This window comes from Bacillus sp. FSL W7-1360, assembly GCF_038592975.1.
GTDB classification, from domain to species: Bacteria; Bacillota; Bacilli; order Bacillales; family Bacillaceae_D; genus Shouchella; species Shouchella lonarensis.
In genome coordinates this window covers 1,175,240-1,195,629 of record NZ_CP151950.1, presented here as the reverse complement: position 1 = coordinate 1,195,629, position 20,390 = coordinate 1,175,240, and the positions used below count along the sequence as shown (strand labels likewise).

The following is a 20,390-nucleotide window of genomic DNA, read 5'->3' as shown; positions in this document are numbered from 1 at the left end:
TAAAACATAAAATTTTACTGGTTGTATTTAACCATGCATTTTGATAAAATATCATTATATAAGAACGTATGATCCTGTTTTTTCCTCCGTGACTTGTCTTGCATTTTTTTACTTATTGTATATGGCATGACTAAAATTGCAGTTGTAACGGTGTTTTATTCGACAAAAAGAGATACTCAGGATCATTGTTTGTCGATAAAAGGCGCACGAATGATCGTATCGCTCGCTTGGCGCACTTTGAATTTTGTGGTAAAATAGACGTATATGAATGGTCATTCAGATTTTATTTTTCGGAGATGATTTATGGTGTTTTGAATAGGGAAAAGGGGGAGAATATGGCAGAGGTTAAAGATATGAAGACAGTTGATCTAGGAGATTTATGTGATGAATGGTATCGCTCTATTTCAACAAAAAATTTCGAGAGGTCTGTATTGTTAGCTCAGGAAGCTCGAGAACTCCTAAAAATCGCACAGAGCGAGGATTTTGATCGTCGTTTCTTTGATCTTGTCAATGATCAGTATGACGGAATGATTAGACAAATTAATTGCTCGTTGGAACAAAGTGGTGTTTATGATGATGACCGGATTACATATTTCCGACGTTATCAACATGCCAAAAATTTGTTTGAACAAAAGCATTATAAAGATGCTTTGGAAATGTATGAAAGAGCAGAAGAAAAGCTGCATTGTATCGAGGAGGCTCATTTGGTCGGGGAGCATTATTTTCGTGTGGGGCAAGTTTTGTATCACATGTCGAAACATAGTAAAGCTCGGACTTATCTAGATAATGCTAAAGGTGTTTTCGAAGATATATCTCTCCTCAATAAAGTGTTTGATTGTTTACTTTTAATCGGTGGGATTGAGTCAGAACGTGGAGAAATAGATGTGGCCAATAGTATCTACGAAGATTTATTAATTAAGTCTGATGCTATCCCTCGATACAAAGGATACATTTATCAAGCAAAAGCTCAAAATTTTGTTAGGTCTCAAAATGAGATTTTAGCGAAAGAAATGTACGAAAAAGCTCTTAATGAAGATGTTTTTATGGGGTCTCCTTTTGCTCATACTGCTATGATCGAATTAGCGGATTTAAAATACGCATCCGAATCAGCTAGTATTGAAGCAGGAAAATTAAAAGATCACGGATGGGAATTAGCGGAAAAGTATAGTGATCGAGAGTATGAATTGAGGGCGCGTGTGTTAAGCTGTTTGCACGAAGAGCACAACGAAGAAGAGGTTAACCGATGCATAGATGAACTGATTGAGCGTGGTTTTAAATTTGCCGCAGCAGAGATAAGTAGCAGGGTTGCCGAGTTTTATGAGAAAAAAGGGCAAGAACAGTTTTCCATGAAGTACAGAGGGATGGCTGAGTCCTTGAAAGAAGGATCTGGGGAGGGGGATATTGCATGAAACGACTAAAATATGCATCGCAACTATTGTTTATGCTATCCGTCGTGGTGTTAACGTCAGATATTGCTATAGAGGTATTAAGCGGACGGGTTAATGTTCCTAGTTAATAAACATAAAAAAACGGGTTTCCTCTCATATAAATGAGAAACCCGTTTTTTTATGTTTTTGAGAATTTTTTCTTGATTTCTCTATACCGTTGTAATTCCGCAAGAATATGTTCTATCTCGTCTTCTGTCAATGCCTCTAATGACTCTGCATGCTTTGATAAAACTTTATGCACACGGTCTTTTGGATCATCGACTCTGCCGAGCAAATAGTCAACTGATACATCATATAAGTCAGCAATCTGCACGAGCATTTCAGGGCTGGGATTGGCTTTGTCGTATTCCCAGTTGGCATAAGTGGACAGAGCGTTTAGGTGGAGTTTCCTCATTGTCAGTGCTTTACTCCATCCTTTGTTTTCTCTCAGCATCTTTAGTTTTTTGGATAAAATCCCCATTTACATTGCCTCCGAGACGTAAATTATTATTACAATATCGCTTATGAATATATAATAACGTTTATAAATATATATTAACACATTTTACTGAAATACGGTAGAATTTTTTCGGAAATCGGTTGACATGCTTAAATTTAGCATGTATACTTACATTAGTTACTTAAATTTAGCATTTTTTGAGGTGGATGATATGAATAAGAAGTTACGAGAGGCGAGGTTAGAGAGAAGGTATAGTATAGTTGAAATGTCAGCGAAGTTAGGTTTTAAATCTCCTAGCGGATATGCTCACCTTGAATATGGATCATCAAGAATGACGGTGGATTACGCGAAAAAGATTGCGGAAATATTAGATGTCGATCCAGCGGAACTTTTTTTTAGCTAAAAGTTACTTAAAAATAGCATATAAATACTTTCCCGAGGTAGGTGGTGCTCTTTGGAAAAGGATGACGTGGGTAATACTTGGGTTGTGATTGGAAGTTTGGTGCTGTGTTTGATGATCGCAGTTCTTTGTAAAACTCCAGAAGATATATCAAGGGTATCTGAGGAAGAAATGCAGGAACGAAGTGAAATGGCAGATGCAATTAAAAAGGTAAGGGAGGCACGGAGAGATGAATAAGCTGCAAATGTATGAGATGAAAGAGCTTCGAGAAGAGAAGGAAAAATTTGAAGTGAACGACCAATCGCAACTGAACTGGGTATTTCGAAAGCTTGCAGTGCTAAATGATGAAAAAAATAACATCAAAGAGATTGCTGAACAAGAAAAAGAGCGCATCACCGCGTGGGAACAGGAAGAATTGGAGCCTATAAATGTTTCTATTGGGAATTTAGAATCTCTAGTGACTGAATATCATATGCGGACGTTGAAAGATGATCCGAGTGCGAAAACCTTGCGTACTCCACACGGTAAGTCCAAGAGCACAACACGCAAGGCGGCACCGGTCGCAAAGGATAAGGACAAGCTGTTGGAGCATGTTAAGGCGGCTGGGATGGATGAATACGTGAAAGTGAAAGAGGAAGTGAAGTGGTCTGATCTTAAAAAATCATTAAACGTGGTTGATATTGACGGGAAGCTAACAGCAATTGACGAAAACGGGCAAGAGGTTGCAGGTGTCATCATCGAGCCAGCAAAAACAACCTATAAAATTGATATGGGGTGAATCAGATGACCGCAAAAGAAAAAATGAATTGGGGCTATGCGATAGATGTGTTGCAAAAAGAACACGGTGCCATGGTTGACTTAGGAAAAGAGGAATATCACGTCTACTTCTCAAACTGTTGTCTCTCAATTTGGAACGAAGACGGGGAAACTAAAGTACATTTTGAGCCTATTGCAAAAAAGGCATGTGTGTATGTACGGCAAGATATTGAAGTTACCGGGTTGTTTGACGACAAGGAGTGATTTACTAATGAAGAAATACGGCGTTGATGTAGAAGTGACGATGAAGCTAAAGACACGTGTTGAAGTGGCAGGGAACTTTGAAAATGAAGATGATTCAATGCTAGACAAGTTGGCTTTACTACAAGTCGAAGGAATGTCACCAGACGAGATGCGTGCTGTATCAGAAGACTATGAGATTACGAATGTGATTGGAGTGGGTTGATGATGTTCAAAGTGCAAAAGGCACGACGGGAAAAACAAAAGGCGGTCATTGGTTTAATTGGTCCGTCTGGTAGTGGTAAGACTGTGGGAGCGCTCATGATTGCGCTAGGACTGATGAAAGAAGCGTATCCTGATGCAGACGAATCCACACTCTGGAGCAAAGTGGGTGTCGTTGATACAGAGCATAAGCGAAGCATGTTATACGCAAATGTTACATTTGGCAAAGAGGATGAGCGTGTTGGTGAGTTCCTTCATATAAATTTCGAACCTCCTTACACGACAGATCGTTACCAGCAAGCAGTACAAGCTCTCAAGGAGGCAGGGACGGAAGTCATCATCATTGATAGTCTATCCCACAATTGGCAGGGCGAAGGCGGGATCGTTGATCAGCATGCAAGTATGACAGGAAATTCATTTCAAAACTGGGGCAAATTATCGTCTGAAACCACTAAACTGGTTAAAACTTTGACACGCAACGATGTGCATATTATCGCAACGTTGCGCACTAAACAAGAATACGTGATGGAGACTACCCCACACGGTAAAGTGCAACCAGTTAAAGTGGGAACCAAACCGATGCAAAAGGATGAGATGGAGTACGAATTCATGCTGAATTTCGCTCTCGGTATGGACAATAAAGCAAAGGCTACAAAAGACAATACCATGTTATTTACACACGAAGAATTGCGGCTCACACCCTCTGTTGGGTCTAAGTTATATAAATGGCTAGAGTTAGGTGCTGACGTGCGAGCCGAGGAGGAATCAGAACGACAAGCGTTGCTACAAAAGATCAAAGTAATTGTTGAGAACGACGATGAACAACGGAAGAAACTTGATCAAATCGAATTCAAAATGAGCAAGAAGATCGATGAATTCGAGTTGAAATATATGAAAGCCGCTCACGAGCGGTTAACAAAAAACTAAAATTGGAGTGATTCTAAATGTTGAAAATGGATTATGACAAGTTGGATGTAGAGATTAAAAATGGCGAGTATGAGGTATTTGTACAAAATTATGAGCAAACGACAACCTCGACGGGTAAAAAAATGATCATTTTAGACTATGAGATTCGTGATGATGTTGACCAAGAATGCAAAGGGTTGAAAGTGCGTTTCGATAACTTTGTCGTATCAGACGAGACAGAATGGCGCTTTCTGCAAGTAGGTAAGGCGGCAAACCTTCCAAAAGATATGCAATTTGAGACGCATGAGGAATGGGCGAAAACAATGCTCAACAAGTGCTTGCGCATCCAAGTTGGAAAACGAGAGTATCAGGGAAGAGAGTATGCAACGGTTGAAAAATACATGAAGTCCGATGTTGCACCATTAGAAACAGAGGTTGTCAAAGTGAGTGACGAAGACCTGCCATTTTGAGACGAGGGGCCTACGGCTCCTCCCATACATAGCGAGAGAGGAGGGAAAGCGTGGCTCAATATAACTTTGAAAATATCCCACAGGAGTTGCGACAGTGCAAGCAATGGATATTGTGGCGTAAAGAGATGCGTGGCGACAGGATAAGTAAAGTGCCATATCAAGTAAATCGCAACAAAGCTGCAACCGATAAGCCCGAGCAATGGTCAAGCTTTGATGATGTTGTCATGGCCTATGATGCTGGTGGATTTGATGGGATAGGGTTTGTTTTTACCAAAAATGATGAGTTTGTTGGCGTTGACATAGACCATTGCATTAAGGATGGTACTTATTCTGATCTTGCAAAAGACGTTATGGATAGATTGAGCAGTTATACAGAGTTGTCTCCATCAGGCGAAGGGTTACACATCATTATTAAAGGAAAGTTACCGTTACGAGGTCACGGGACAGGTAAAAAGAATCCAGCACTAGGGTTGGAGATTTACCGACATGGGCGTTATTTCACAGTAACTGGAAACAAAGTAAATGGTGATGTAGTAGCAAATCGCACAGATGCGATGCGTGAGGTGTTTGGACTTTATATAGATAAAAAGCAACAACCTAAAAAAGTGCATTCTGGTAATCCACATCGAAGTTCGATTGCTGATTTAAGTGATAGAGAGCTTTTAGACCGTATGTTTGCTAGTCGCAAAGGCGAAGTCATTAGAGCGTTGTACAATGGTCACCACATAGATGACGACCATTCTGCAAGCGACATGGCATTTTGCAACCATTTGGCATTTTGGACAGACCGTGATGCAGTGAGAATGGACTCGATTTTTAGATCATCAGCATTGATGAGGGACAAATGGGACTCACAGCGTGGTGACTCCACGTATGGTGCACAACAAATAGATAAAGCAATTAGCGAATGCTCTGTTAGCGTTAGTGAGTACAACGATAGCAGCATTGCTACAGAAAAGAAATCTAGAAAAAAGGAAGAAAACATTCTAGCAGAAGTTGAAGCATCAGACTATCATTTAACAGAACTTGGAAACGCAGAAAGGATGAAGAGTCACATGGGAAAAGCGATCCGCTACTGCAAAGAACTTGGATGGTTGTTATGGGATGGCAAGACATGGTGTGTCGATGAGTGCGAAAAAATAGAGCTATTAGCAGCGGAAACGTTTCGAAAGCTATACGACGAAGGATTTAAGGAGTTAGACGAAGAGAAGCAAAAAGCAATATTGAAATGGGCAAAACGGTGTGAAAGCCGAAATGTCATGCTTAATAGTGTCAAAGATTTAAGACCAATGGTTGCGGTTGCTAAAAGGGAGCTTGATACACACATGATGTTATTTAACTGTCAAAACGGAGTCATTAACTTAGAGACTGGTGAGCTTGTACCACACGATAAGAAATATATGATCACACAAATCAGCCCTGTTGACTATGACAAAAATGCAGACTGTCCACGCTGGAAAGCCTTTTTAGAGGATGTAATTGTAGATGTAGATGGTAATACAGACCATGAAGTTATTAATTATTTGCAGAAGGTGCTGGGCTACTCATTAACCGGATCAACAAAAGAGCAAGCAATGTTTTTCTTGTATGGGACGGGTAAAAACGGTAAAAGCACTTTAATTGATACGGTACAAAAGATCATGGGTGATTATGGTAAGCAGTCCAACACTGATGCATTTATTAAGAAAAAATTTGATTCCGGTATTAATAATGATATTGCTCGTCTGGATGGTGCACGCTTTGTGGCCGCTGTGGAGAGTGAAGAGGGACAACAGTTGTCCGAGTCGCTCGTTAAGCAAATAACGGGTGGAGACAAAGTAACAGCGCGTTTCATGCGGCAAGAGTATTTTGAGTTTACCCCCGAGTTTAAAGTGTTTTTTGCGACAAATCACAAGCCGATCATTCGCAATGATGATGAGGGTATATGGCGTCGCATCCATCTGATCCCGTTTTTAGCGGCAATTCCTAAAGAAAAACAGGACAAAGATTTAGTTAATAAATTGGGTGAAGAATTGCCTGGCATTTTGAAGTGGATGGTTGAAGGCGCCTTGAAGTGGCATTCAGAGGGACTCGATAAACCAGAATCAATTGCCAAAGCAACAAAGGATTACAGAGATTCAATGGACATGCTGGGACCATTTTTGTCAGAGATGTGTGTTGTGCATCCTGGAGCCAAGGTGGAAGCGAAAAAGGGCTATAAAGAATATAAACAATGGTGCTATGAAAATGATGAAACAGAGGTCAGCAACCGTAAGTTTTACCGTTTGATGGAAAGTCGGGGCTTTAAAAAGAAACGGGGAGCTAAAAATAAAGTTTTCGTACATGGGGTTGGACTGAAAACGGAAAATATCAGCTTGGCTTATTCTCAGGAAAGCCTTTTAAAGGATAAAAAAGGGGTAGAAAAAGTAACCCTTGATTCAAAAAGTAACCCAGACATTGAACTTCTGTAACCCAGTAATGACAAAGGGTTTAGAGGATTTTAAGTACAGAGGGGTTACTAAGGTTACTTTTCTTATATGTTCCATCATATGAAATTCTTTTCTAATAAAAGAAAAGCATATTCCTTTCTTTTATTAGATTAGATTCTAATGGTGGGGAATAGGGGAAAAAGTAACTAAAGTAACCCAATTGGGTTCAAACCATTGGTATATCAACGTTTTTTGTGGGTTACTTTTTAAAGCATAAAGTAACCCTGGAAAGGAGAAAAAGCTATGCATCCATCAGAGATTATCAAGTGTCTTGAAAAACAAGGTGGCAATGTAAGTCTTGGCACACAAGGGATTGAACTAAATAATGCTAGCAAAATTGATGACTCAATGAAAGCAATGTTAAAAGAAAATAAAAGGCGGTTGACATTGTTTTTAAAAGGCGAGTACACGGATAAAAAAGCCAAGGTCGATTATATCAATGACAAGCTACTTGATTATATGGTGAAGCACGTGGTGACAAACACGGATGCAATTGATAACTTTTTGCGAAGTGACGAGGAAGCGGTTGAACTCATTATGCAACGCGCGCTCAAACTGTGGAATAACGGTTGGCGCAACTACGCTGAGTATCCAGCTAACTACGAAGACGATACGACCGACGACCTAGCCGATCAAATCTACACACGCGTCATGCAACACACCCAGAAGAAGCAGGAGGAGATGCGTGCATGTTAGCTTACAAGTTTACGAAGTCTGAAATTGACAAGATACTTGATACTCTCATCATCACTGTTGACACCCGAGAGCAAAAGAATCATCACATCCGCGACTACTTTGTTAAACGTGACATCAAGTATGCCAACCGAACAATGTCAACGGGCGATTACGGTTGCTATATCCCTGCAAACCCAGACATGGGCATCATGAGAGATTTACATATAGCAGGGTGCCTAGAGCGCAAAGCGACTGTGGACGAGTTGGTAGGTAATTTTTCCAAGGACAACCGCACACGCTTTGAAAATGAAATGATACGAGCCGCAAAATCACCATTTGTACTGTTGATTGAGGATGAGGACGGGTACAGAAAAATCCTTGAGGGCGATTACTGGAGTGATTATAACCCAAAGTCCTTGTTAGGCAGCTTGAAGAGCTTTGAGGCACGTTATAACTTTTCAACAGTGTTCGTGAATGCGAGATTTAGTGGCAATTATATTTATCATCACTTTTACTATTTGGCGAGGGAGTTGCTAAAAGCGTGATCGCGATAACGAGAAAATCCGCGTGGTATGAGGGTTGTACGACTTGAAGGAATATATATCCAAATCTTAATAGACTGGGAGTTGTGGAATTATGAGCAATGGCAAAGCAAAAGCAACAGGAATTAAGACTTTTATCATCAAAAAAAGCGGCGTGAAAGAAGTGGTGAAGGCTGACTGCTTCGAAACTGCACAGAAAGCAGTTGAGTCACTTTTCATGAACAATGATGGAGGAGACATTTATTTAGAAGGTGACGGACGTGTCGCATCAATCTGGTGGCACGATGATGACGACATTGCTGATTTTTATAACGATGGCATCGAGATTACTCTCATTAAAAAGTTTGCCGGAGGGGCTTATGGAGGTTGGGTGGAGCTGTGATGTATAGGCTCATGCGAGGATGTGCTTTTGCGGTACTAAACATGATGTTGTTTGTTGTGAGGTGTTATGACAGATTTTTATGTTTAAACTTTAGACGGTCAAAACGTTGCGAAAATTGTAAGGCCGTATGTTTGTACTTTTTTAACTACTGTCCGAGGTGTGGTCGGAAGATTAAAGATGGAGAGGGATTGGTTAAATGAGATACGACTACAGCAACGACAGCCACGTGGACAACAACACCCGCCCCAGCTACTACGGCGGCAAGATTGAAACATTTGACTACATGCAAGATAAGATGACCGCGGAAGCATATGAGGGATTTTTAGCAGGCAATGTGATTAAGTATATCAGCCGCTATCCTTATAAAAACGGTGTTGAGGATTTGCGTAAGTGCCGTGTGTATCTTGATAAATTGATTGAGCATAAAGGGGAGATCGGACAATGAAGAATGAAAGCACAAACGCACGAATTAAGCGCTTTGCAGAAACGGTAATTCAAAACAATAAAAAGCATGCCGAAGAACGCGGTGGGGGAAACGGCTACGAATATCACGATGGATACACAAACGGTCGAAACGACATGGCACGAACCATTTTAGAGATTATTGAGGAGGAAGAAAATGCGAAAAGCTGAAATCGTACTAAGAAAACTGTGGGAAGAAATGAATGATTTAGAATACGCATTGTGGGTTGAGATTGATGCACGGGAATATGTAGACGAAGATTGCGACACAGAAAACGTGAAAGCTATTGAACATCTGAAAGGTCAGCAGAAAATCGCAAAAATGGTACTCAAGATCATTGAGGAGGGCGAGCATGATTGACCTGTGGAGAGAAAAGGACTTTCACAAATACTGGAAGGTGGCAAAGAATGCCCTTGACCGAGCGACTTACTTTGAATTAAAAGTGGCTGGTTACTCAGACGAACTGATCCGAGGTATGTATTGTTTAAAGTCACGCGATATGACAATGTTGCGGTGTGCGTGGGGGTTTGATTCGGAGTATACGGGTGCATGGATGAGAAAGATGGAATGCGCTAGAGCGGAGGAAATGCGGACTATAACTAATAAAACGGGGTGATTGGATGATTGACTTGCAAAATATTGATAAGCGTAAGACACAACAAGCTGTGGAGTCACTCTTTGAGAAGTATCGTCTTTATAAGTACGTGGGATTTGATAAACGTTCGGCGCAGATAGTGCAGGTGTTGAGCGACATGCCACGGGGTGGTGGTACGAGTGATCAGACAGCGGAGGTTGCGGTGCATAATGCTTCAGAAGAACAACAACGGAAAAGCTTTTGCGAAGTGATTGAAACAACTGTGGAATATTTATCGGATGTTGAGCAGGATGTCATTAAGTCACGATACATGAATAAAGATTCTGATCACATGACTGACACAAAAGTTTACACAGAGGTATTAGATCCTCCTATAAGTGCTACCCACTATTACAAATTGCGATGGGCAGCGATTTATAAGGTTGCTTCAAGGTTGGGACTCTGTGTAAGCGCTGAACACAAACAAAATTGAGCTTGAATTGCGAATAGGGAGAATCTGACAAGTTGTATAGACATATTTCTTAAATGAGGAGGGGGAAGCATGAATAGCGCTGATTATACGTGTATCAAACTTGACGGTAATAATGGAAGTGTGATTAATTTAATGGTTCCCAATGAAGAACCGTCTCATGATAATATGCAAGAAATTTATCATACTATAGCTAAGGTCATGCTTGAGGAGTACGAGGAAAAGGAATTAAACCTTCATAAAGAACAGAGAGAAGCAAATTCGAAAAGAGCCGCTAACGTTGTGTAGGGCTCCTTTCTTTTGTTGTAATTTTACTATCATCAAGTAATAACTAGTTCTCCTGTGCTAATGGGCGCAAAGGCAACACTACGTAATGGTAAGCCCGTTTTGCTAGGTATTTCAACCAATGATGGGCTCGGTTTAAATGGGGTGAATATTATGCGGTTAATGGCGACAAAAAATATTTACTTTATTCCTTATGGGCAAGATGACCCAGAAAAAAAACCGAATTCACTCGTGGCGCATATGGATCAGCTTATTCCCGCAGTAGAAGCGGCTTTACATGGTAAGCAGTATCAGCCTGTTCTCATAGAAAACAAGTAAAATAGGCTAGGAACAGTTGCACATCCGTGCGAAATCCCGTAAAGTTTAGTAGAATAGAGAAGACAAAAGAAGTGTGCTGAACTTTAAGGGAGGAATCGGAGATCATGGAACAACAGAGGTATCATATGGCCGTTGTCGGTGCAACCGGTGCCGTGGGTGAACAAATTTTACACATATTAGAAGAACGTCAATTCCCGATTGCAACATTGAAATTACTATCATCGAAGCGATCTGCCGGAAAGCGTGTGTTGTTTAAAGGGCAGCCATATATCGTCGAAGAAGCAACACCAAATGCGTTTGACGGCGTTGACATTGCGATCTTTTCTGCTGGTGGGAGCGTATCAAAAGCGCTTGTGCCTGAAGCCGTCCAACGTGGCGTTGTTTGTGTTGACAATACGAGTGCATTTCGGATGACAGAAGGTGTGCCGCTCGTTGTGCCAGAAGTGAATGAAGCTGATTTGGCACAGCATCAAGGGATTATTGCCAACCCAAACTGTTCAACGATCCAAATGGTGGTCGCGTTAGAACCCATTCGCAAGCAATTAGGACTGAAAAAAATCATTGTGTCCACATATCAAGCCGTTTCCGGTGCAGGACTCGCAGCAGTTGAGGAAATGCGTGAACAAACACGGGCATTATTAAATAACGAGCAACCAGAAGCGGCAGTTTTACCTGTCGGCTCAGAAAAAAAGCATTACCCCATTGCGTTTAATGCGATTCCACAAATCGATGTATTCCAAGAGAACGGGTATACATTTGAGGAAATGAAAATGATTCAAGAGACGAAGAAAATTATGCATATGCCGAATTTAGAAGTGGCAGCAACGTGTGTACGTTTACCAATTGAGACAGGGCACTCAGAGTCCATTTATTTCGAGACGGAAACGGGCGGGGCAAGTGTACAGGAGATGAAAGAACTGCTTGCAAGCGCGCCGGGTGTGACTGTACAAGATGAACCAAGTGCACAAGTGTACCCGATGGCGACGACTTCTGTTGGGCAAAAAGATGTATTTGTTGGTCGTATTCGTCGCGATTTAGATAGAGACAATGGTTATCATGCTTGGGTTGTATCAGACAACTTAGTGAAAGGTGCGGCTTGGAATTCTGTGCAAATTGCCGAATCGCTCGCACGTCTTCAGCTTGTCCGGAAGACAGGTGCAGTCCAATGAAGTTAGTTGTACAAAAGTTCGGTGGCACATCAGTACAGACAGATTCGTCTCGCGGGCAAGCAGTCCGTCAAGTACAGAAGGCAATAGACAATGGTTATAAAGTGGTGGTCGTTGTTTCGGCAATGGGGCGAGAGGGGGATCCTTACGCCACAGACACGTTATGTTCTCTCGTAGATACAGCACATATTTCGGCGCGCGAACAAGACTTACTCATGTCATGTGGTGAAGTCATCTCTTCTGTCGTGTTCTCCTCATTGTTAAATCAGCATGGGATCGCATCAACTGCGATGACAGGAGCACGAGCAGGGTTTCGCACAGATGAGACATTTACAAATGCAAAAATTATTGAAATGAAATGCGAGCATGTACGTAAGTCTCTCACAAAATATGATGTTGTTGTTGTGACGGGCTTCCAAGGTCAGTCTAAGAGCGGAGAGACAACGACGCTTGGTCGCGGTGGGAGTGATACATCTGCGACGGCACTTGGCGCAGCGTTGCGAGCAGAATGGGTTGATATTTTTACAGACGTAGAAGGTGTCATGACAGCAGACCCACGTATTGTCGAAGATGCACGCGCACTTGCGACGATGTCTTATAATGAAATTTGTAATATGGCTTACCAAGGCGCGAAAGTCATTCATCCGCGTGCAGTCGAGATTGCGATGCAAGCGAAAGTGCCAATCCGTGTACGGGCGACGAACTCTGATCGTGAAGGGACGCTCATCACGACGATGACAGGCGAACGTGGGATGGATGTCAGTGAGCGTCCAATTACAGGAATTGCCCATGTTCCAAACGTCACACAATTGAAAGTTGCTGCCAAGGAAGGGCAATTTGACTTACAGGAGAATGTTTTCCAGTCGATGGCACGGGCGAAAATTAGTGTTGATTTTATAAATATTAGTCCGAGTGGGGTGACATACACCGTTAGTGATGATGTCGCAGACGAGGCGCTTGAGTTGCTTCACGGGCTCGGTTATCAAACATCGTGCCAACGTGGTTGTGCAAAAGTATCCGCAGTTGGCGCGGGTATGAGTGGTGTGCCTGGAATCACTGCCAAGATTGTGACCGCATTAAGCGCAGAGAATATTCCAATTCTGCAATCAGCAGACTCGCATACAACAATTTGGATGCTTGTGAAAAACGAAGACATGTCACGTGCCGTCAATGCACTTCATCGGATGTTCCAATTAAGTGAAACAAGCGTATAAAATAAATAGGACAAAAAACACCTGCCACGAAACGACAGTTTGTGGCAGGTCGTTGTACGAAAGGAGTTTTTGAGAATGAAACCAACAGGAATGTTTGGTCCAGTGTGGACAGCGATGGTGACACCTTTTCAGCCATCGGGGGAGATTGATTTTACTGCGTGTGGCGAATTGATTGATCATTTGTTAAAGACAGGAACAGATGTATTGGTTGTTGGCGGAACAACAGGGGAATCACCTGTATTATCTAACGAGGAAAAACTGGCGCTTTTTTCTTTTTGTGTCAAGCATGTTGGTGGAAAAGCGCCCGTCATTGCAGGTACCGGATCCAATGACACAAAAGGGACGATTGCGCTCACAAAAGCAGCTGAAAAAACCGGTGTGCAAGGGGCGATGCTTGTGACACCATACTATAACAAGCCTTCGCAAGCAGGTTTGCAGGCCCATTTCACTGCCGTAGCTGAAGCGACAACACTACCAATTATGCTCTACAATGTTCCTGGGAGAACAGGTGTGAATATGGCGGCAGAAACGACCATCGCGCTTTCAGCTGTTCCAAACATTGTCGCGGTGAAAGAGGCGAGTGGTGACCTTGCGCAAATTGAAAGCATTATAAAGCAAGTGCCTGACACATTTGCTGTGTATAGCGGTGATGACGGTTTAACATTGCCTGTGCTTGAGCTTGGTGGTGATGGCATTGTTTCTGTTGTTTCTCATGTGATCGGTGATGAGATGCAAGCTTTGGTTCGCGCTTTTCGCACGGGTAGGGATGAAGAAGCGCAACAATTACAAGACAACATTGTTCCAGTTGTAGAAGCATTGTTTGCCGCACCAAATCCAACATGTGTCAAATACGCGCTCAACAAACAAGGCGTCCATGTAGGAGAAGTGAAATTGCCTTTAGTCCCTGCGAATGAGCAGGAGCAAGCACTCGTGAATCAAGTTTTAGCTCATAGGTAACCATGCTTCGTTAAGGCGCAGTAAATCAGGCGATCCACAACTTTTGTGGGTGGCTTTTTTCTTTTCTAAAGATCCCCTCTTGTTTTCAACTAGAAAAATGGGGTATACTATAAGCACGTGATACGTACGGCAATGGGCAGCAGCGGCAAGCTGTCATTTTTTCATTCATAAGAGCAGTGTATCGGAACGAGATTGTGGAAGGCTGAAATGTTTCTTAGAATTTGAAATGAGCGTACGGGTGATAGGTGGCTTCTTTGAGGAGCCGAATCGCTCAGAAGTACGAAAGTCTGTATTACGATGGATATCGTTATCAACCAGTGATGGATGATCATAAAAAAGAAAATACAACCGTTTACTATGAAAGATGAGGAATCGTAGTTGTAATAGGAGGATGAATCGTTGTCTAAGCAACATACAGAGAAAGTACGTGTCTTTGCACTCGGCGGTGTCGGCGAGATCGGAAAGAACATGTACGTAGTTGAGGTAAATGAAGATATTATTGTCATTGATGCAGGGTTAATGTTCCCTGACGATGATATGTTAGGGGTTGACATCGTCATTCCTGACGTCACGTATTTGGTAGAAAATGCTGAACGTGTACGCGCCATTATTTTGACACATGGACATGAAGACCATATTGGCGGACTGTCGTACGTGTTAAAACAAGTAAATGTCCCAGTGTATGGGACGAAGCTAACCCTTGGCTTAGTCGAGGAGAAATTGAAAGAAGCAGGTATTCATCGCGATACGACATTGCGGCTAATTGATTCAAATTCGCAAATCAAAGTTGGCGAAACGTCTGTCTCATTTTTCCGTACAAGTCATAGTATTCCTGACTGTGTCGGTGTGTGTGTGGAAACAGCACTTGGACCTGTCGTACACACAGGTGACTTCAAATTTGACCAGACACCGGTTGATGGGAAGCATGCAGAAGTCGGAAAAATGGCGATGATCGGTGAGCGTGGGGTGCTTTGCTTATTATCAGACTCTACGAATGCTGAGCGTCCGGGAACGACAAAGTCTGAGGCAGAGGTCGGTCAAGGGATTCAAGACGTATTTGCTCGCACGACCGGTCGATTAATTGTTACAGCGTTCGCGTCGAACGTGCACCGCATGCAACAAGTGATCCAAGCAACGGTACAATCGAAACGGAAATTGGCTGTTGTCGGGCGTAGCATGGTGCGTGTATTAACGATTGCGGCTGATCTTGGTTATTTGGAAGTCCCAGAAGGTTTGCTCATTGAAATTGATGAGGTGAAACGCTACAAGCCAGAGCAAGTGGTGATTTTAACAACTGGAAGTCAAGGAGAACCGATGTCTGCATTAACGCGGATGGCGCGTGGTGCGCACCGTTCGATTACGTTAACGCATGAAGATACGGTCGTCATTGCTGCTTCAGCCATTCCAGGGAATGAAAAAAGTGTATCGGCAGTCATTGATCAATTGCATCGCCTTGGTGCAGATGTCGTTTATGGTAATCAATCGGTTCACGCATCAGGTCATGGCTCTCAAGAAGAATTAAAGCTCATGCTCAATTTAATGCGCCCTAAGTACTTTTTACCGATCCACGGTGAAATTCGTATGCAACATGCACACCGGTCGCTTGCAACGAGTGTTGGGATTGCTGAAAATGATGTTTACATCATTGAAAAAGGTGAGGTTGTTGAGTTTACGCAAAACGGCGCCCGTCTTGCTGGGAAAGTTCCGTCAGGTCATGTATTAATTGACGGGCTTGGTGTAGGTGATGTTGGCAATATCGTTTTACGTGATCGACGCTTATTATCAAAAGATGGGATTCTCGTCGTTGTGGTGACACTTAATAAGAAACAAGGAATCATTGTTTCAGGTCCGAATGTCATCTCACGTGGATTTGTGTATGTACGCGAATCTGAAGAGTTGTTAGAGCAGGCAAACCATTTGGTTACCTCTATTTTACAAAAATGTATGGCAGAGAAAAAACATGATTGGGCTGGTTTAAAGAGCAGCGTTCGGGATGGTTTAAGTCGGTTCTTATTTGAAAAGACGAAGCGCCGTCCAATGATTTTACCAATCATGATGGAAGTATAATGAATGCTCCGTGTTGATCACAAATGTGGTTGACACGGAGCTTTTTAAATGCGCGCGGATATTCTTTTTTTGGCGGATCATACTACATATAGATTGTCGGGATTGTGAGGAACAGAAGTCGACTGCACGAGGAGTCGGAATGATGACAGCGGAATTCCGGATGCTGGAATGGATGGAGTGTGTGAACATGGCGCAAAATGAACAGCCCGCAACAGAACCAAAAACAGAAAAACCTGAAGAGAAAAGTACGTTAGTCGATAAACTGCAACAATTAGGACAAACAAATGTCCCTGATATGGGTTCATCCAACATTCACTGCTTAACCATTATTGGACAAATTGAAGGGCATATGCAGTTGCCGCCACAAAATAAGACGAGTAAATATGAACACATTATCCCGCAACTTGTGGCAGTCGAGCAAAACAAGAAGATGGAAGGTCTTTTAATTATTTTAAATACAGTTGGTGGTGATGTGGAGGCCGGGTTGGCGTTGGCAGAAATGATCGCGTCTTTGTCTAAACCGACAGTCACACTCGTGCTTGGTGGTGGACATTCAATTGGTGTACCGATCGCGACAGCTGCAGATCATTCTTTTATCGCAAACACAGCGACGATGACGATTCATCCTGTCCGACTGACAGGAATGGTCATCGGTGTCCCGCAAACGTTTGAGTATTTGGATAAGATGCAAGAACGAGTGATTCAATTTGTGACGACACACTCGAATATTTCAGAAGAGAAGTTTAAAGAGTTAATGTTTTCAAAAGGGAATTTGACACGTGATATTGGCACAAATGTGATCGGGACAGATGCGGTTCAGTATGGATTAATTAATGAAGTCGGTGGGGTTGGACAAGCGTTGAAAAAATTGAATGCACTGATAGAAGAACAGCGGAGTGAACAGGAGGTGCATGAATGATTTTATATACACATGTACCACTAGAACATATTTTCCCAGAAGATGCCAGCGCATATCAGTCGCAAATGACGATCCCATGTCCGGAAGGTCATCTCATTGTTGAGCAAATCGATGGTGGTGACTGGCGCATTGTTCGGCTTTTATCGAGTGATCCAAATGCTTTTTTGAATCCAGCATATGAGCCGGGGATGGTTTTAAGGGCGGGGCCTAAGCTTGATTGAAGAAAGGTTGGCGAACCGCTATGGCTCGCCAATTTTCTCATTTTATCGGACTTCATTTGTTGCGAAGAAAGGCACAATCGCTTTGTCTGGGACAGCTTCAACGTTTTCATATTGGTACGTTGGCTGCCTAGTTTTATCAATTAATACGGCGCGTACGCCTTCGTAAAAGTCTGGACACGTTAAAAATTGTAGTGCGAGCTGAATGTCATTTGCATACGTCTCTTTTAACGTTGTGTGCACTGACTGTTGTAAATGTGCAAGGGTCACTTTTAATGAAAGTGGTGACAATTGACGAAGTGTGTTTGCTGTTTCCTTTGCAAAGTCGGTGTCGCTTGCTTCTAATGAGTGAATGATGCCTTCAATTGTCTCATGAGAGAAGTGTTGGTCGATTTCTGATTGCCATTTACTTAATTTGCTTTCAGTTGGCGCTGTTTCATGAATAGAAATGAGTTCATCCACATCGTTTTCTGGATTAGGCGTGTGAATCCAATCATAGGCAAGCAAGGTTTCTTTCAGTTTCGAGAGGACATCCGCTTTTACATAATGATCAGCCGCACCTAGAAGCATCGCGTCTTCTCCGCGGACGACGGCGGCAGTTAGCGCAGCGTAGCGTCCTGCATAGCCAGGTGACTGGTTGAGAAAGTGACACGCACCGACGTCAGGGAAGAAGCTAATGTTCATTTCTGGCATCGACCATTTTGTTTGATCGGTGACAATCCGGTGGCTCGCGCCGTAAGAGAGACCAACACCGCCGCCCATGACAATGCCATCTAGTAAAGCAATGATTGGTTTTTCAAATGTCGCGATAAGGAGGTCTAGTTCATACTCCAATGTGAAAAATTGTTTGGCAGCGGCAATGCCATTTTCATGTTCTCGCGCTTGATACAATGTTTTAATATCGCCACCAGCACAAAATGCTTTTTCGCCCGCACCTTCAAGGATGATGATATGAACATCAGGGTCATGGTGCCATGACTTTAATGTCGTCAACATGCTTTCGATCATATCATAAGAAAGTGCGTTTAATGCTTTCTCTCGTGCCAATGTTATGCGACCGACCCCAGTGTTTGTTTTTTCAATGATTACGTTGTTCGTCATCGGTTCACCTCATCTAAAATATAAAAGTAATCGTTTACATCTTTATTGTGCCGTATTGTGAGGGGGGATTGCAACTATCATGACTCATTCTTCCCATTTGATCAGACGAGGGTGGGTGTCAAGGATGCTGTGATATTGTTCAAGCACACCATATGTGCCATCTGGATCGTGTTGCAAATAGCGTTCATATTTTTTGATGCGATCGGCTTCTTTCGCCCAGCCAAAATGTTTCAGTCGCAACGATGATTTGTATATACGCGAGTCGACGATATTTTTAGGAAATCGCCCACAATGGAGTGGTGTTTCATGCCATGTATCATGTCTGCTCGGGTCATATTTGACTAAAAAAGGACGGTAAGTGAGGTGGGCACACCAAAACGGGTCTTCACGATAATGGGTGTCATCCCAAAAATCATACAGTCGAAAACAAATTGTGTCATAGTCATCGGTTTCAATAAGTGCGTGTATGTGGTTTTTGAAACGTGATTCAAACATTTCATCTGCATCGACGTTTAAAATCCAGCCGGGATCAGTTTTAATCGTTTCATGCCACTGTTGTTTCCGTAAGTTGATTTCATTTTCAAACGCCGAGACGTTGTTTTGGACGAGGTAGAGTGGGATACCTTGTAATACGTCTTGGCAAATTGCAACACTGTCATCATCACTTCCGTCATCAATGATGACAGCCGCGTCAATATATTGTTTATGTTCTTCTAGCACTCGTTGTAAATAACGCTCGGCTTCATTTTTCATGACCATTGAGAGGGTCAATTTCTGTTTTCGGTTGTTTGTCTGTATGGTGGGTGCTTGATGCGTTTGTTCAAAAACAGGCTGCGCTTCTTCTTTCAAACCACATGCTTTTTTAAAACGTGTCACACCCGCTAAGTCTGCTTCTCTATAAATGTGGTAAGCCGGGTAATGTGTATCTACAAACAACGGGAAACCAAGCACGACGGCGCGTACACAAAAATGACGATCTTCTCCGAGTAAGGAGAGGTTGTGAATATCGTTGAAATTGACACCGGCAGTGAGTGCTTTTTTACTTATTAAGGTGCAAGCGCCTAAGCCGCCGACTTCATATAGACCGGGTTTTTTCAGTTGTTTCAAAAAGGAGAGGTTTCGCTGCGACGCTTCGCTTGCGGACAGTTCTTCCCCTTCTTCACGACGGAATAAGTCGTATTGGTTGCACATCCATACTTGTGGGAGCGGGATGGATTCCGGCTGCCACTGTGTCCAATACACTTCACAGACGATGTCTTTTTCCGTTTGGACTAAGTGTTCAATGGTGTGAGGATGGATGAGGACGTCGGAGTCAATAAGGAATAAGTAGTCATAATCTTTTTCTATTGCGTATTGGATCATATCGTTTTTAAAGGTGGCAACTTTTTTTACTAAAGAGACGTCCCAACCGTGTGTCATGTCATCTTTATGGTAAGGCATCGTCTTTGGATAAGTTGAAGGACGGACAATACATCGTGCGGTTTTCTTTGCGAATGTTTGTAGTCGTGCACGCGATGTATGATCGTCATTGTCATCAAGAAACAAATAATCAATGCTTATTGTCTCTTGTTCGATGTGGGAAAGCATATCTAAAAAAGGACGTAAAATTTGTGGGGTTTGATTGACTGGACTTCCGATGAGCACACGCATTTGTTTTTTCATCCGTCGAT

27 protein-coding genes and 1 pseudogene are annotated in these 20,390 nt (G+C 42.5%); 25 read left to right on the top strand and 3 right to left on the bottom strand.

Annotated elements, in window-relative coordinates; all coding sequences use genetic code 11:
• The first annotated feature begins 185 nt into the window (after nucleotides 1-185).
• Nucleotides 186-1,409 carry a tetratricopeptide repeat protein gene (locus NSQ26_RS05935; protein WP_499719702.1) on the top strand — a complete coding sequence of 408 codons (1,224 nt, stop codon included), beginning with the start codon at nucleotides 186-188 and terminating at the stop codon, nucleotides 1,407-1,409.
• Between the two features lie 157 nt (nucleotides 1,410-1,566).
• Here NSQ26_RS05935 and NSQ26_RS05930 read toward each other — a convergent pair whose 3' ends face one another.
• The gene (locus NSQ26_RS05930) at nucleotides 1,567-1,908 is read right to left on the bottom strand and encodes a helix-turn-helix domain-containing protein (RefSeq protein WP_499719701.1); all 342 of its coding nucleotides are present in this window, start codon (nucleotides 1,906-1,908) and stop codon (nucleotides 1,567-1,569) included.
• 190 nt (nucleotides 1,909-2,098) lie between these two features.
• Here NSQ26_RS05930 and NSQ26_RS05925 point away from each other — a divergent pair, with 190 nt between their 5' ends.
• The 24 genes and pseudogenes from NSQ26_RS05925 to NSQ26_RS05810 all read left to right on the top strand — a co-directional run bounded on the left by NSQ26_RS05925 (nucleotide 2,099) and on the right by NSQ26_RS05810 (nucleotide 17,622).
• The gene (locus tag NSQ26_RS05925) at nucleotides 2,099-2,290 is read left to right on the top strand and encodes a helix-turn-helix domain-containing protein (RefSeq protein ID WP_499719700.1); all 192 of its coding nucleotides are present in this window, start codon (nucleotides 2,099-2,101) and stop codon (nucleotides 2,288-2,290) included.
• Nucleotides 2,291-2,341: 51 nt separating this feature from the next.
• Nucleotides 2,342-2,524, top strand: a complete 183-nt coding sequence (locus NSQ26_RS05920; RefSeq protein ID WP_499719698.1) for a hypothetical protein — start codon at nucleotides 2,342-2,344, stop codon at nucleotides 2,522-2,524.
• Nucleotides 2,517-3,065 (top strand): host-nuclease inhibitor Gam family protein, encoded by a 549-nt coding sequence (locus NSQ26_RS05915; protein WP_499719697.1) that lies wholly within the window; start codon nucleotides 2,517-2,519, stop codon nucleotides 3,063-3,065. Before NSQ26_RS05920 ends, NSQ26_RS05915 begins: the two co-directional genes overlap by 8 nt.
• A 5-nt stretch (nucleotides 3,066-3,070) precedes the next feature.
• Complete coding sequence (locus NSQ26_RS05910) at nucleotides 3,071-3,307, top strand: hypothetical protein (RefSeq protein ID WP_499719695.1); 237 nt, start codon at nucleotides 3,071-3,073, stop codon at nucleotides 3,305-3,307.
• A gap of 7 nt (nucleotides 3,308-3,314) precedes the next feature.
• A complete protein-coding gene (locus NSQ26_RS05905) occupies nucleotides 3,315-3,509 on the top strand; it encodes a hypothetical protein (RefSeq protein WP_499719693.1) in 195 nt (64 codons plus the stop codon).
• Between the two features lie 2 nt (nucleotides 3,510-3,511).
• Nucleotides 3,512-4,432: an AAA family ATPase gene (locus NSQ26_RS05900; protein WP_499719998.1), complete on the top strand. Its 921-nt coding sequence runs from the start codon at nucleotides 3,512-3,514 to the stop codon at nucleotides 4,430-4,432.
• A gap of 17 nt (nucleotides 4,433-4,449) precedes the next feature.
• Nucleotides 4,450-4,881, top strand: a complete 432-nt coding sequence (locus tag NSQ26_RS05895) for a DUF669 domain-containing protein (protein WP_499719691.1) — start codon at nucleotides 4,450-4,452, stop codon at nucleotides 4,879-4,881.
• Between the two features lie 50 nt (nucleotides 4,882-4,931).
• The gene (locus NSQ26_RS05890; protein WP_499719689.1) at nucleotides 4,932-7,331 is read left to right on the top strand and encodes a phage/plasmid primase, P4 family; all 2,400 of its coding nucleotides are present in this window, start codon (nucleotides 4,932-4,934) and stop codon (nucleotides 7,329-7,331) included.
• Nucleotides 7,332-7,592: 261 nt separating this feature from the next.
• Nucleotides 7,593-8,045 carry a hypothetical protein gene (locus NSQ26_RS05885; protein WP_499719688.1) on the top strand — a complete coding sequence of 151 codons (453 nt, stop codon included), beginning with the start codon at nucleotides 7,593-7,595 and terminating at the stop codon, nucleotides 8,043-8,045.
• The gene (locus tag NSQ26_RS05880; protein WP_499719687.1) at nucleotides 8,039-8,569 is read left to right on the top strand and encodes an ERCC4 domain-containing protein; all 531 of its coding nucleotides are present in this window, start codon (nucleotides 8,039-8,041) and stop codon (nucleotides 8,567-8,569) included. Before NSQ26_RS05885 ends, NSQ26_RS05880 begins: the two co-directional genes overlap by 7 nt.
• Nucleotides 8,570-8,660: 91 nt before the next feature.
• Complete coding sequence (locus NSQ26_RS05875; protein ID WP_499719686.1) at nucleotides 8,661-8,948, top strand: RNA-binding protein; 288 nt, start codon at nucleotides 8,661-8,663, stop codon at nucleotides 8,946-8,948.
• Nucleotides 8,949-9,144: 196 nt separating this feature from the next.
• A complete protein-coding gene (locus NSQ26_RS05870) occupies nucleotides 9,145-9,393 on the top strand; it encodes a DUF3310 domain-containing protein (RefSeq protein WP_499719684.1) in 249 nt (82 codons plus the stop codon).
• Nucleotides 9,390-9,581: a hypothetical protein gene (locus NSQ26_RS05865; RefSeq protein ID WP_499719683.1), complete on the top strand. Its 192-nt coding sequence runs from the start codon at nucleotides 9,390-9,392 to the stop codon at nucleotides 9,579-9,581. The genes NSQ26_RS05870 and NSQ26_RS05865 overlap by 4 nt, the downstream gene beginning before the upstream one ends.
• Entirely contained in the window at nucleotides 9,568-9,771 is a 204-nt protein-coding gene (locus NSQ26_RS05860) for a hypothetical protein (RefSeq protein WP_499719682.1), read from the top strand. The genes NSQ26_RS05865 and NSQ26_RS05860 overlap by 14 nt, the downstream gene beginning before the upstream one ends.
• Nucleotides 9,764-10,027: a hypothetical protein gene (locus NSQ26_RS05855; RefSeq protein WP_499719680.1), complete on the top strand. Its 264-nt coding sequence runs from the start codon at nucleotides 9,764-9,766 to the stop codon at nucleotides 10,025-10,027. The genes NSQ26_RS05860 and NSQ26_RS05855 overlap by 8 nt, the downstream gene beginning before the upstream one ends.
• A gap of 4 nt (nucleotides 10,028-10,031) precedes the next feature.
• A complete protein-coding gene (locus NSQ26_RS05850) occupies nucleotides 10,032-10,478 on the top strand; it encodes an ArpU family phage packaging/lysis transcriptional regulator (protein WP_499719679.1) in 447 nt (148 codons plus the stop codon).
• 69 nt (nucleotides 10,479-10,547) lie between these two features.
• Nucleotides 10,548-10,763, top strand: a complete 216-nt coding sequence (locus NSQ26_RS05845) for a hypothetical protein (protein ID WP_499719678.1) — start codon at nucleotides 10,548-10,550, stop codon at nucleotides 10,761-10,763.
• Nucleotides 10,764-10,805: 42 nt separating this feature from the next.
• A pseudogene (spoVFB, locus tag NSQ26_RS05840) lies at nucleotides 10,806-11,078 on the top strand (dipicolinate synthase subunit B); the annotation flags it as partial.
• 104 nt (nucleotides 11,079-11,182) lie between these two features.
• Entirely contained in the window at nucleotides 11,183-12,247 is a 1,065-nt protein-coding gene (locus NSQ26_RS05835; RefSeq protein WP_499719676.1) for an aspartate-semialdehyde dehydrogenase, read from the top strand.
• Nucleotides 12,244-13,458, top strand: a complete 1,215-nt coding sequence (gene dapG, locus NSQ26_RS05830) for an aspartate kinase (protein WP_499719674.1) — start codon at nucleotides 12,244-12,246, stop codon at nucleotides 13,456-13,458. Before NSQ26_RS05835 ends, dapG begins: the two co-directional genes overlap by 4 nt.
• 75 nt (nucleotides 13,459-13,533) lie before the next feature.
• Entirely contained in the window at nucleotides 13,534-14,415 is an 882-nt protein-coding gene (dapA, locus tag NSQ26_RS05825) for a 4-hydroxy-tetrahydrodipicolinate synthase (protein WP_499719672.1), read from the top strand.
• A gap of 399 nt (nucleotides 14,416-14,814) precedes the next feature.
• On the top strand, nucleotides 14,815-16,482 hold the full coding sequence (locus NSQ26_RS05820; protein ID WP_090774927.1) for a ribonuclease J: 1,668 nt from the start codon (nucleotides 14,815-14,817) through the stop codon (nucleotides 16,480-16,482).
• A gap of 187 nt (nucleotides 16,483-16,669) precedes the next feature.
• The gene (locus NSQ26_RS05815) at nucleotides 16,670-17,401 is read left to right on the top strand and encodes a ClpP family protease (protein ID WP_499719996.1); all 732 of its coding nucleotides are present in this window, start codon (nucleotides 16,670-16,672) and stop codon (nucleotides 17,399-17,401) included.
• The gene (locus tag NSQ26_RS05810) at nucleotides 17,398-17,622 is read left to right on the top strand and encodes a YlzJ-like family protein (protein ID WP_499719670.1); all 225 of its coding nucleotides are present in this window, start codon (nucleotides 17,398-17,400) and stop codon (nucleotides 17,620-17,622) included. Before NSQ26_RS05815 ends, NSQ26_RS05810 begins: the two co-directional genes overlap by 4 nt.
• Nucleotides 17,623-17,664: 42 nt before the next feature.
• Here the strand turns inward: NSQ26_RS05810 and NSQ26_RS05805 are convergent, their stop codons facing one another.
• Both NSQ26_RS05805 and NSQ26_RS05800 read right to left on the bottom strand, forming a co-directional pair.
• Nucleotides 17,665-18,720, bottom strand: a complete 1,056-nt coding sequence (locus NSQ26_RS05805) for an enoyl-CoA hydratase/isomerase family protein (RefSeq protein ID WP_499719669.1) — start codon at nucleotides 18,718-18,720, stop codon at nucleotides 17,665-17,667.
• A gap of 84 nt (nucleotides 18,721-18,804) precedes the next feature.
• Nucleotides 18,805-20,382, bottom strand: coding sequence for a glycosyltransferase (locus NSQ26_RS05800; protein ID WP_499719667.1), 1,578 nt, complete (start codon nucleotides 20,380-20,382; stop codon nucleotides 18,805-18,807).
• Between the last annotated feature and the right edge of the window lie 8 nt (nucleotides 20,383-20,390).